Origin of the sequence: Terriglobus sp. RCC_193 (genome assembly GCF_041355105.1) — a bacterium.
Lineage (GTDB): Bacteria > Acidobacteriota > Terriglobia > Terriglobales > Acidobacteriaceae > Terriglobus.
Genome location: NZ_JBFUPK010000002.1, coordinates 1,412,446 through 1,425,264, shown reverse-complemented (window position 1 = coordinate 1,425,264; position 12,819 = coordinate 1,412,446). Strand labels below are relative to the sequence as shown.

The following is a 12,819-nucleotide window of genomic DNA, read 5'->3' as shown; positions in this document are numbered from 1 at the left end:
AGAAGGAGCAAGCATGCAGGACAACCAGAACCCGGATGTACCACCGCGTCACGGTGTGCAGCGAATCTTTTTTGGACACGATGGCCTGCGCGCAGTCTGGTCCATTCTGTTGTTCCTCGTGCTTGCGTTTGCGCTGGGGAGAGCCATATTCGCAGTACTTGGCGGTTACCTTCACCAGCAGCAACTTGTCATCAAAAGCACGGGTGAACTACCGGTAACTTTCACGCTGCTCATGGATAGCGTGCTCTTCGCCGTAGCGGCGCTCGTTGCCTTTCTGATCTCCCGCATTGAAAAACGGAACTTCGGACAATATGGCATCGATGCATTGCGGCCGCACCGCATCCGTCAATTTGCAGTGGGAGCCGTATTCGGCGTTGCCACCATGTGTCTGCTGATGCTGGCGTTGAAGGTGGCCGGTGTCATGACCTTCAACGGCCTGCTGCTGCATGGCACAGACATTGTGAAATGGGGCGCGCTCTGGGCGCTGGCATTTTTCGCCGTGGCACTGGCAGAGGAATATCTCATGCGCGGCTTCCTGCAGTTTCAACTGGCTCGTGGTGTCGCCGCTATCGCCGCACGCATGGGCCATCGCGAAGCCTTATGCAAACGCATCGGCTTCTGGGTCGCGGCGGGATTCTTCTCACTCTTGTTCGGCCTGTTGCATGGCAATAACCCCGGCGAATCACCCATCGGCCTGGTCAGTGCGGGGTTGGTCGGCCTTGTGTTTGCATACAGCCTGTGGCGCACTGGCTCCCTGTGGTGGGCCATCGGCTACCATGCCGCGTGGGATTGGACGCAGTCATTCGTATGGGGAGTGGCGGACAGTGGCGGCGTTTCGCAGCATCGCCTGTTGCTCACACATTCTCAGGGTCCATTGCTGCTGAGTGGTGGCCTTACGGGGCCTGAGGGCAGCGTTCTGGTGCTAGCCGTCATCCTTCTCGTCACAGCCATCGTCGCTCTCACATTGAAGGCCGAGCCCGGTTCTCCCGCAGCAGAATCGAACGTGTCGTCCCTCTGACTTGCTGCAAAGGCAATCTCACTGGTCTACTAGGCACATGGCCGGGTTGTGGCAGGCAAGAAACTGGAGTGAGCGGCTTGCTGAGTTGCAGGCCACTGAGACGGAGTGGAAAGAAGCTCCGCTGCGTCGTGACGTGCGTTCGCTGGGCACACTGCTGGGTGAAGTCCTGCGCGAACAGGTGGGCGACGATCTGTTTGAACAGGTGGAGACGCTGCGCCGTCTGGCCACCGAACGCCGCGAAGCAGAGTTTCAGGGAGACACCGCAAAAGCGAAGTCCGCTCTGCAACAGGCGTTATTGCTCGTCCACCAACTACCGGTCGATCGCGCCTATCAGCTCGCGCGCGCTTTTGGCTTTTACTTCGAACTGATCAATCTCGCAGAGACGAATCATCGCAAGCGCCGCCGTCTTGCCGGTGGATTGAAGCCCGATGCGGAGCCACAGCGAGGCAGCCTCCAGGGCACGCTGCGCCGCATGCGCAAAGCAGGCTATACCGCGGACGAAGCGCTCGCATTCCTGCACGCAATCTGCATCACACCCGTTTTTACCGCACACCCCACAGAGGTCGCGCGTCGTTCCGTCATCTCCAAACGCCGCCGCATCGCCACGTTGCTGGAAGAACTGGATCAGATCCCGCAGACCGCTGAAGCCATTGCGCAGCGTGAAGATTCACTCATGGCAGAAATCACCGGCCTGTGGCAGACAGACGATGTCCGCTTGCAGCGCCCGGCCGTGACCGACGAAGTGCGCATGGGGCTGGACTACTTCCACGACAGCCTCTTTGAAACGCTACCCCTGCTCTATGGCGAAGTCGCAAACGCTCTGCGCCATGAATATGGCCTCGATCTCGCGTTGACGGAACTGCCTACGCTGGTGAATTTCGGTTCGTGGATCGGCGGCGACCGCGACGGCAATCCCTTCGTCACGCCTGAAGTAACGCAGGAAGCACTTGCCATGTCGCGCGAAGTTGTCTGGGAGCACTATCGCAAACGCCTCATCGCGGCAGCGCAGCGCATCTCCTCCTCCACACAGCAGGCCGCGGCAAACCCCGCATTAGAAGCAGCGGCGAACGAATACCTCTCGCAGATGCCCGGCGTTGCGGCTGAGCTTCGTGAACGTTTTCTCTGCGAGCATCTTCGTCTCATGCTGACGTGCATGATGCTGCGCATGGGCGACACCACCACCATCGTCCGCGACGAGCACGAAGTGCTTCCGCTCTATCGCGACGCGCACGAATTTCTGCGTGATCTCCAACTCATTCGCGATTCGCTCGCGGACAATCGCGGCCTGCGCATTGCGGAAGAGATCATCGATCCCCTGATCGTTGAAGTACGCACCTACGGCCTTCATCTGCAGACGCTCGACATCCGCCAGCACGCCAAGGTGCATTCTGAGGCAGTCAAGGAACTCAGCGCTTGGTGCGAAAACGGCTCGCTTCCCGCTGCGCCTTCGCCCATGACGGCCGAGGTCATCGACACCTTCCGCACCGTCGCCGCAGTCAAGCACAACGGCGATCCCATGAGCATCCGACAATACGTCATCAGCGGCGCAACCTCCGCAGACGACGTGCTGAAGACACTGTGGCTCGCCCGCCTCGGCGGCGTCGACGCTGAAAAGTCCGCAAACGATCCCGGCCTACTCATCGCCCCTCTCTTCGAATCCATTGAGGATCTGGAAAACGCGCCGGACATCTGCCGCCAGCTATGGACCAGCGAAGCCTATCGTCCGCTACTGGAAAGCTGGGGACGCAAGCAGGAAGTCATGTTGGGCTACTCCGACTCCAACAAGGACGGCGGCATGATCGCCTCCACATGGAGCATCTGGAAGGCGCATCGCGCACTCTATGACGTGGCACGTGAATGCAACGTGGATCTGCGCCTCTTCCACGGTCGCGGCGGCACCGTAGGCCGCGGCGGGGGCCCCACGCATCGCGCCATCTATGCGCAGCCCATGAACAGCTTCAATGGCGAGCTGCGCATCACCGAACAGGGTGAAGTCCTCAACTTCAAGTACAGCGACGTCGTGCTTGCCGAACGCAGCCTGGAACTGATGATTGCAGCGTCACTCGACGCTCTGGCCCGTCCTGACAGTAAGTCCTGCGGCGGATGCAGCGCGCACCTTACCGGCGTTGTGTTGCCGGAGTGGGAACAGGCAATGGATTCCTTGTCCGCATGGTCGTTCGAGCAATACCGTCAGGACATTCTCGACAACCCTGACACCTTCGACTACTTCCAGCAGGCCACGCCCGTTGCGGAACTGGAACACGCGCGCATCGGCTCGCGTCCGGCCAAGCGCGCCGGCAAACGTACTCTTGCAGACCTCCGCGCCATCCCCTGGGTCTTCGGATGGATGCAGTCGCGCCACACCGTTCCCGCATGGTACGGCGTAGGCTTTGCGCTGGAACGCTTCACGCGCGAACACGCAGACGGTCTGGAACAGTTGCAGCGCATGATGAAGGAGTTCCCACTCTTCCTCGACATGATGCGCAACGTGGAATCCGCCCTTGCCAAGAGCGATTTCGGCATCGCCGAACTGTACGCTTCACTGGTGCAGAATGAAGCCCTCCGCGACCGCGTCTACCCCATGTTGCAGGCAGAGTTCGACCGCACACGCGCCCTGCTGCTGCTGGTCACGCAGCAGGCAGACCTGCTCACGGGCAATCCTGTACTCGCGCGCTCCATTCGCCTGCGCAATCCTTACGTCGATCCCATGAGCTGGATTCAGGTAGAACTCCTTCGCCGCAAACAGGCTGGCGAAGACCAGGAGGGAGACGCGTTGAATCGCGCCATTACTGGTACCATCAACGGCATCTCCGCAGGTTTGCGTAATACCGGATGAAATTCCCACATGGGGGATGCATCGGCAGCATGTCAGTGGTACGGTGAAGCCTGTTCCGCAAAAATCATGAATCCGACAAAGCTGTGAACAATTAAATCTCACAGCTCAGGAGGCCCCTGTGAATCTGGTCCAGCGCTTCGGCCTGGTATGCTCCATTTCTCTGCTTATACCCGCCTTGCATGCCGTGGCACAGGGACACGCTGCGTATGCTCTGGCCCCTGCCATCGTTGGCAGTTCCAGCAGTCTGACCTCGGCAAACGCGCAGGATCAGCAAAACGGCAGCACCATCACCAGCACCGTTCCGCCCACTGCTGAAAAGAAAGGCAAAGGCGGCTACATCCCTACTTCAGAACTATGGAAGCATCCCGGCCTGGGACTGGCCGTAGGCATCAACGGTATCGGTCTGGAGATTGCCGAACCCATCGCGCAGCACTTCAATGTCCGCGCGGGCGGTGGTTACTTTCGCTTTGAAGACACCTTTACCAGCGATGGCGCTCAGGTGGATGCCAGCATGAAGCTTGGCGGTGGCCACGCCAGCCTCGACTACTTTCCCTGGAGCCATCATGGCTTCCATATCAGTCCCCAGTTGTACTTCGGCGTGCAGACCTCCGCAGACGTCACCGTCATTGTGCCCTCTGGACAACAGATCAGCCTGAGCGGCGGCGACTACGTATCCAGCGCAACCGATCCACTTCACGGTTCCGCGGAAGTGAGCGTGCGTAAAGTTGCTCCCGGACTCACCATTGGCTACGGCAACCTTGCCCCGCGGCGTCTCGGCTCGCACTGGTCGTTTCCGGTAGAACTTGGCTTTTATTACCTTGGGCAGCCTGACCTGAAGATCAATTTCTCAGGATCAGCCTGCGATCCATCGCAACCACCCGCCATCGGATGCCAAAAGGTAAATCTCGATGTCGACTTCCAAAAGGATCTGCAACGCTTCACTGCGCGGCAGAACAACAATCTCAGCTATGCATCCTTCTTCCCGGTACTTTCCTTCGGTGTGGGATATCGCTTCTGACGCCTGCAGCCAGACTGAAACAGAAAGGGCTGCCGTGCGCGGCCCTTTTATTCTGAATACATGACCGGCAAGCCCTATCGTGGCAGACTTGCGCCTTCGCCCACCGGGCTTCTGCATCTTGGCCATGCACGCACGTTTCTCATCGCTGCAAAACGCGCCGCAGCCGGAACGCTGATCCTGCGCAACGACGATCTGGACACGCAACGTTCCCGCTCCGAATTTGTCCAAGCCATGCTGGAAGATATTGCCTGGCTCGGCATCCACTGGGCCGAAGGCCCGCAGCCTGACGGCACGGAAACAGGTAGCTTCGGCCCCTATGCGCAAAGCCGGCGTGGCTCACTCTACACAGCCGCCTTCCATCAATTACGCAGGACCGGCTTCCTGTATCCCTGCGTCTGTTCGCGAAAAGACCTCCTCGCCGCACCGCACGCGCCACATGCGGAAGACGAAGACGAGCCAATCTACCCCGGCACCTGCCGTGAAAGAAATCCGCAGTCAGACGAAATTGCCACATGGCGATTCCGTGTAACCGACGGTGAAGAAATTCGCTTTCACGACGCCCTGCTCGGCCCCCAAACATTCGTTGCCGGACACGACTTCGGAGACTTCGTAGTGATGCGCCGCGACGGCGTTCCCAGCTACCAGCTTGCCTGCGTAGTAGACGACGCAGCCATGCAGATCACGGAAGTGGTTCGCGGTCGCGACCTGCTCCGCTCCACCGCAAGGCAGATTCTGCTCCTCCGCGCTCTCGGCCACCCCATCCCGGCCTACGCCCACGTAGAACTCATGCGCAACGAACACGGCGAACGACTGGCCAAACGCGATGCCGCCCGCAGCCTCCGTCATCTCCGCGAATCGGGCCTGGCGCCCGAAGAGGTCCGCAAAATGGCCTTCACAAACATCCCCTGATTGCCAAACGGTTCAAGCCCTGAAGACGCGACGCGATAGGTTAAGCGCCAAAGAAAAGATAGGTTAAGGCCAAAGATAGCTTTAAGGCCAAAGATAGATTTAAGGTCAAAGATAGATTTAAGCGCCAAAGGCGCGACGCGATATTAGCCTGGACCGAAGGCCCAGGTAGGGGCCACCCCTGAGGACCAAGGGCCAAAGGCCCGCCCTATCCCAGGCACACCCAAACAGCAGAAAGGGCTACCCGAAGGTAGCCCTTTCACAAAAAGATGGTCGGGGAGAGAGGATTCGAACCTCCGACCCCCTGGTCCCGAACCAGGTGCTCTACCAGGCTGAGCCACTCCCCGATGCAAGGTGGATCGATTGGCAAAGGAGCCGAGGGGCCTGATCGCCTCAGCAGCCAACCTGCTTAGTGTACCAGAGTTTTGCCGCCCTAACGGCCTACAGAACAAAAGGGAGGGGGCCGAAGCCCCCTCCCTTCCAACCGCACTGCAACGACCCGTTTTACTTCTTTTTCTTCGGCTTCAGCTTCAGCTTCCACAATTTCTTCGACGTCGCGTAAGGCTGACCGGAGCTCTTCACCGACGACTCCTCCACGTTGGTCGTCCCGGTCTGATCGAAGGTCGCGCCCGCCGGAACCAGCGTCTGTGAAACTCGACGTCCCGCGGTATCGCCCGTGCGAAGCTGAATCCGCGACGAATCGATCCCCTTCTCCTGCGTCAGATACAGCTTGGTATTCACACTGCGCTCCGCCGCCACATCCGGAGATTCCGTCCCATCACGCGACCCCACAATCACCAGGTGAGCATCGCTCTGCCGCTGCAGCGACAACGCAATGTCATCCAGGCATCCCTTCGCTTCGTTGTCCACACGCGCTGGCCGCTTCTTGTCCCGATCAAATGCAATCGTGCACAGCGCCTGTGTTTGCGGAGCAGGCGGCAACACTGCCGGAAGCACCTGCACCGTGGTGTTCGATGTTGCTGTCTTGCCCCCATCCTCCCGGACCGTGCAGGTCACGGTAATCGTCCCCGTCGGTGCACCGGAAGTATTCAACGTTGCCGTCGGCCCAACACCGCGAACCGTACCGGCCGATGTTGTGTAGCCATACATCAGTCCACCGTAACTTTCCGGGCTCGGCACCGTCGACGCAATCGCCACGCTATCGCCGGGATGCACCGAATACGGACTCGCCGAACACGTAACCGACAGCGGCGTCAAAACGGCCTTCACCGCAAAGTGCGCATTGCATTCCGCCTGCTGCTCCGGCAACCGCCCCTGTTCCATACGGCCCGTCAACACATAGTTCCCGGGCGCAAGCCCGGTCGTATCGATCTGCACCGTGTCGCCCGTTCCGGACAACTTGCCGCCGTTCGTATGCCATGTGTACGTCGTCTTCTTGTGCGGATTCTGGTGGATGCTCTCGGACTTCCCTGTGATCGGCTCACCGGCATTCACATCGCCCGGCGTAACATCGCATGACATGCCCAGCGCCGCAGGCGGAGTCACATTGCCCAACCGCAGCACCACACCCGCGGAAAGCCGATAGGCATTCATCTTCATCAAGCCACCGTCAAAGCCGCCCGGCAACACCAGCGGACCGTGGTCCACATGATTGAACTCGTAGTCCGCCTGGATCGGACGGATCGCCAGCCGCTCTTGAAACCCAGGCAGCACATAATCCATACCGAGACCGCCCGTTGCACCCCAGCCCCACGCGCACGATTGAAACACCGGCCCACCGGACTTCGCTCCACCCGCGGTGGCATGCACAAACGGAACCACATGACGCATCTGAAAACGCATCACCGGCCCCGCCTGCACCGTGCCCATGCAGACATTGGAGCCGTTCGGGCTGCTCGTACTGAAGGTGCCCTCCGCCTGCACGCCGAGAAACCGATTGAAATAAACGTTCACACCGGCAATTGCACCCGTGTTCACGGGCTGCAGATAAAACTCGTGAATATCGGCCTGCACTGGATGGAAATAAGAGTACGCACCATACAGTTCCACGCGCGAAGTCCTTACCGGCAGGTGGCTCACCGTAGGAAGCGCCTGCGCATCGGCACCCGGAACAAGAAACACGCTGGCACATGCCAGAACAGCAGCGCCAAATTGGCGGAACAAGCGCACTTGCATCAAACCCTTACCTCCACATGCGGAATCGTCATCTTCCGCTGCCCCATAACCGCTCGCGAAGCGAGTCATTCGAGAGTCGGGGCTCGCTCTCTCAAGAAAATTGTTGCGACGCTCTAAAGAACGAACGCCGCAGGTCACACTACGGCGTTCCCACCGCGAGATACACAGTGGTCGAGGCAGGCGCAGGGCCGCCTCCCACACTGGTTCCTGTCACTGTCACAGGATAGATGTGATACGTCGCGTTAGAAGCACCGCAGCCCATCATGCCAGGCAGCCCGACAGACAACAGAAGCAGCAGCAGCCAGTGTTTCCGCCCAAATTTGCGGCGACGCCCGATACCGGCAACCATCATGCCGAGGCCCGTCAGTTGCATCGGGAAGGCAGCCGCTGCGGAAATCACAAGCGCACCCGGCCAGTTCCCCGCGGACGTCGACCGATGATTCGCAGCCACACTCGTATCGGCGGCGGTGGTCGTCGTTGTCACCGTAATCGTCGACGTACTGCCTGCGGTCAGTGCCACGGAAACAGGATTCAACGCGCATGTAGCATCCACCGGAAGGCCGGAACATGTCAGCGCCACCGTCCCTGCAAATCCACCCTGCGATGTCAGCGTCACGGTGAACGTCTTGTTGCCCGGGCCGCGGATGTACTGCGCATCCGGCGTAGATGTCAGCGTGAAGCTGCCCACCGGCACCGTCGTCGTCGCAGTAGCCGTCGCAAAGCTGGAAGCGAAACTCGCATTGCCGGAGTACGCCGCACGAATCGCATGCGACCCCGCCGCCAGCGCGGCCGTTGTCAGGCTCGCGGACCCGCTGGCATCCAGCGTCACCGTACCCAGCAGAACGCCGTCCGCAGTAAACACCACCGTTCCCGTCGGGATCACAGTCGCCGAAGCCACCTTCGCCGTAAACGTCACAGGCACCCCCGCAGCAGCGGAACTGGTTGCCGGTGTCAACGTCGTAGTCGTCGCCACACCGCCCACCGTGAAGCTGCCCGGCGTGTTCGTGATCGTATAACTTGCCGCGGAACTGCCGCTTACCGCTGCCGTAATCGAATTCGGATACGTTCCAATCGGCGTCGAAGCCGTCACCGTCGTGCTGTACGTCAGGACGATCGTCGATCCTACTGCATCGCCATTCACCAGGCCGCTCACGGTGGCCGACCCCGTCAGGTTCGGAACCGCCGCACCATACACTTTCGTCTGGTTCGCAACGCTGACCGTCAACGGCACAGGCGTCACGGTCAGCGTCGCGCTCGCCGTTGCCGCGTTGTAGTTCGCGTCACCTTCATAAGAAACGGTGATGGGATAGCTACCCGCCTGCAGATTCGTTCCCGCTGCCACCATGCACGATGCCGTCGTGGTGGTGAATGTCGCCGTGCACAACGTCTTGCTACCCGTGCGGAACATCACCACTCCCGCTGGCACAGCTCCCGCACCCGGTGCATAAGTCGCGGTCGCGGTATACGCCCCGCCATAAGCTTCCGTTTGTGGATCGGCGCCAAAGCCACTCAACACAGCCTTCGTAATCGTGAAGCTGCCCGGCGTTATGTTGATGGTGTAATTCGCCGGATTCGTCGTACCGTTCGGTGTCGTCGTTGCAACAATGACACCGGTATAAGTCCCCGGAGTCGTCATGGTGGTGATCGGTGTTGAGCCAAAGCCATACGTCACCGTGAAGCTGTCCGAACCCACACCGTTCAGCAGGCCGCTCGGCGTGCCATCCAACACCGGGTTCGGTTGCAGATACACCTTCGACTTGCTGTTGACCACCGCCGTCAAAACGCGCGGTGTCTCTGTCAGCGTCGTCGTCGCATTCTGGTTCGGATAGTTGCCGGTGAAAGTCACACTCACCGGATACGGTGTCGCGCGCACCGGCAGCAGAGTCCCACTCGGCAACGTGCAAGTCGCGGAACCGTTAAAGCTGCCCGTAACAGAGCACGTCACCGTACCATTGATTGTGAACGTCACCGTCCCCTGTGGAGCAGTCCCGCCATTCGTCGCAATGGTGACTGTGCCAACATAAGGACCACCATAATTTTCCGTCTCCGCCGCAGCGGTAAACGCCGTGATCGCCGCAGGCACCACGTTGCCATTCAATTGAATCGTCTGCGGCGACGTCGCCGCATTATTGACAATGGTTGCCGTACCGCTCTGCGTGCCCGTGGCTGTCGGCTCGAAAGTGATTGCGATATCGCAAACAGCGCCCTGCAGCAACACCGAGCCGCAGGTTGATCTCGTAGCGTCGTAGACAAACTTCGGATTACTGATTACCGGCGACCCTGTCGAGATGAGCTGGGCATTCCCGTTGTTCCACAGAATCTGGCTCTGCGTTCTCCCCGATCCCACGGCAACGGTACCGTAATTCACGCTGCCACCAGGGAACGTCACCAAACGCACGCGGCCATTGCCCGTATCCGCAACAAACACTCTGCCATCCGGCGCAGCGGTCACGGCAACAGGAGCATTCAACGCAGCGCTCGACGACACGCTGCCATCGCCACTGTATCCAGCCGAACCATTCCCTGTACCGAACAGCCGTGCTGCATTCTGCGTGGATGTAGCACCAAAGAACAGCGTGTAAACACTGTTCGTTCCCGTATCCGCGATAAAGAGATCACCGGCAGCATCCACATCCAGTCCAGCCGGACTGGACAGCGGAAGACTCAGCGCGCCTGTCACAGAGGAAAAGCTGCTTCCACCACCCGCAATCACATGCAGAATTCCCGAAGCATCGACGCTATACACCAGGTGCGTACCGACATCGGAGAAGTACACCGTCCCGCTCGGTCCCATCGCAACACCGGACGGCGAAGTCAGTTGCACACCCGTTGCAGCCAGTCCCTCTGCAGGTGTCTGCGTTCCACCACCCGCAAGCACCTGCCGTTCGCCACCTGCATAAATTCGAACAATGTCGTTCGCCGTTCCCTGCTCAGCCACCAGCATGTTGCCAAAACCGTCCACGCGCAGTGCCTTCGGTGCAACAATCCCGGTGATGTAGTCACGATTCACGCTTCCATCCACGCCATACCGCTGAATCGACGGCGTGGAAGCTGTGCTTCCTGAACTATCCGCAACATACAAATTGCCAACAGCATCCACTCCCATCGCAACAGGCGATTGCAGGCCCGCTCCCATCGGCACCACCGTGGCCGGAGATCCTGCACCAAGCGGCTCACGCGTAATCTCCCATTGCCCCGCGGTCGGCTTGAAAAGAACAAACAGATTTCCCAGCGAGTCATGAATGACATCCTGGAACGTACCGGAATTGACGAGAAGCGTCCCCGCCTGCCCCGGAAACAACTCCGCCATCACTCCCACGCCCACGCCCTGCAAACCCGCATTCACTGCGGTGGAGGTCGTCAGGTCGGTGATCGTCACCGGAGCATACCGCTTGCCCGCTGCCGTCGGTGTAAACACAATGCCAACGGAACAATAGGTTGGGCGCCCGCCTGCAGACGCCGGAGTCTGCACACCCGTGCATGTATCGGACCCCGAAGCAACGGCATAATCCGTTCCCGGAACCACGGTCAGCGAACTCGCCGTATTGATCTGAAAAGTAAGTGTCTGCTGCGACGACGTCTGACCCACATTCGTCGTCGGGAACAGCGTGCCATTGCGTAACGCGCGCACAATGCTGTTACCAGCATCCGCAACGTAAAGATTGTTGTTGCTATCCTCTGCCAGCGCAACGGGGCCATTCAAAGGCAGCGAACTCGCCGCCGCGCCATCCTGTGTCGCCGCGTACGCTCCGGGCTGCGTATTGGGATTGCCCGCTACCAGCAGCGTTTCCCCGGTGTTCTGGTTGTAGCGAACCACCTGGTTGTTATCCGTCAACGCCACATACATCGCACCCGACTGGCTGAACGCCAGCGCCGAAGGCCCCATCACCGCAGAAGACGAACTGCCGCAGGTACCAAACGCCGACGTGAATGTTCCATTGTTCAGCTTTCGAACGCAGTTGTTTCCCGTATCCGCGATGTAGAGCTGATTCGCAGGGTCAACCGCAATCCCCGCGGCACGGCTCAGTGCAGGAGCCGCACTTACATCAGAACACTGCGACACATTCTGCGACGAAGCCGCGCCCGCCACACGACACACCGATCCATTCGCGCTGCCTGCTGCATAGCGCAACACCTGGTACACGCCAAAGGTCGTATCGCGCAGCAGGATGTAGAGATTGCTATTGCTATCCATCGCCAGCGAAACCGGCGAAGGAGTCGCAGAAGCCGTGCCGTTGTTGCTGCCGCAAGTACCAGCCACCGTTGTTAACTGCGAAATACCCGTCTGCCCTGCGCGCAGCTCGCGAACGCAGTTGTGTCCCGTGTCTGCAATGAAGATGTTCCCCACGGCATCAACGGACACACTCGCTGGCGACAGCAGACCCTGCGTATACGAAGGAGCCGCATTGCTCGATGCATTACAGGTATCCGATCCGCTGGAGCCTGCAAGACCCGCAATCGTCGTCACCATGTGCAACGACGTGGTATCCACGCGGCGCACGCAGTTGTTGCTGCTGTCTGCCAGGATCAGGTTGCCGCTGGCATCAAACGCCATGCCCGAGGGCATATTCAACGCCACCGTTGTCGCTGGCCCACTGTCGGAGTTAAACCCCCGATTGTTCGTGCCAATGCCCGCGTAACGCACAGCATTCGGCACCAGCGCCACACTCTGGGCCACCGCTTCGCTCACCGCAAAGACAGCAGACAACAACAGCAGAAAGATACACATAACCCGGATCTTCGGGCTGAAACGGCTTGCACACATGACCTGTTCCTTCTTGATAACTGCAACGGGAACTCATGCCGGAGTCCGGTCCAAAAAGGAAAGGGGGCGCGAAACCACTCGAAGGCGCAACGAACCGGCAGAGAAAGATACAAACAGGAACCGCCAGCTTCCCGACGATC

General features: G+C 59.7%; 6 protein-coding genes and 1 tRNA gene. 4 read left to right on the top strand and 3 right to left on the bottom strand.

Going from position 1 to position 12,819, the window contains the following annotated elements; all coding sequences use genetic code 11:
* The first annotated feature begins 13 nt into the window (after positions 1-13).
* The 4 genes from AB6729_RS14710 (at position 14) to gluQRS (ending at position 5,781) form a co-directional block, all read left to right on the top strand.
* Complete coding sequence (locus tag AB6729_RS14710; protein WP_371082381.1) at positions 14-1,018, top strand: lysostaphin resistance A-like protein; 1,005 nt, start codon at positions 14-16, stop codon at positions 1,016-1,018.
* Between the two features lie 37 nt (positions 1,019-1,055).
* Positions 1,056-3,854 (top strand): phosphoenolpyruvate carboxylase, encoded by a 2,799-nt coding sequence (locus AB6729_RS14705; protein WP_371082380.1) that lies wholly within the window; start codon positions 1,056-1,058, stop codon positions 3,852-3,854.
* A 118-nt stretch (positions 3,855-3,972) separates the two neighbouring features.
* Positions 3,973-4,872, top strand: coding sequence for a hypothetical protein (locus AB6729_RS14700; protein ID WP_371082379.1), 900 nt, complete (start codon positions 3,973-3,975; stop codon positions 4,870-4,872).
* A gap of 60 nt (positions 4,873-4,932) precedes the next feature.
* On the top strand, positions 4,933-5,781 hold the full coding sequence (gluQRS, locus tag AB6729_RS14695; RefSeq protein WP_371082378.1) for a tRNA glutamyl-Q(34) synthetase GluQRS: 849 nt from the start codon (positions 4,933-4,935) through the stop codon (positions 5,779-5,781).
* A 267-nt stretch (positions 5,782-6,048) separates the two neighbouring features.
* Here the strand turns inward: gluQRS and AB6729_RS14690 are convergent.
* From AB6729_RS14690 to AB6729_RS14680, 3 genes are all read right to left on the bottom strand, one after another.
* A tRNA-Pro gene (locus tag AB6729_RS14690) sits at positions 6,049-6,125 on the bottom strand.
* Positions 6,126-6,282: 157 nt separating this feature from the next.
* The gene (locus AB6729_RS14685; RefSeq protein ID WP_371082377.1) at positions 6,283-7,914 is read right to left on the bottom strand and encodes a hypothetical protein; all 1,632 of its coding nucleotides are present in this window, start codon (positions 7,912-7,914) and stop codon (positions 6,283-6,285) included.
* A gap of 139 nt (positions 7,915-8,053) precedes the next feature.
* On the bottom strand, positions 8,054-12,643 hold the full coding sequence (locus AB6729_RS14680) for an Ig-like domain repeat protein (RefSeq protein ID WP_371082376.1): 4,590 nt from the start codon (positions 12,641-12,643) through the stop codon (positions 8,054-8,056).
* Positions 12,644-12,819: the final 176 nt, after the last annotated feature.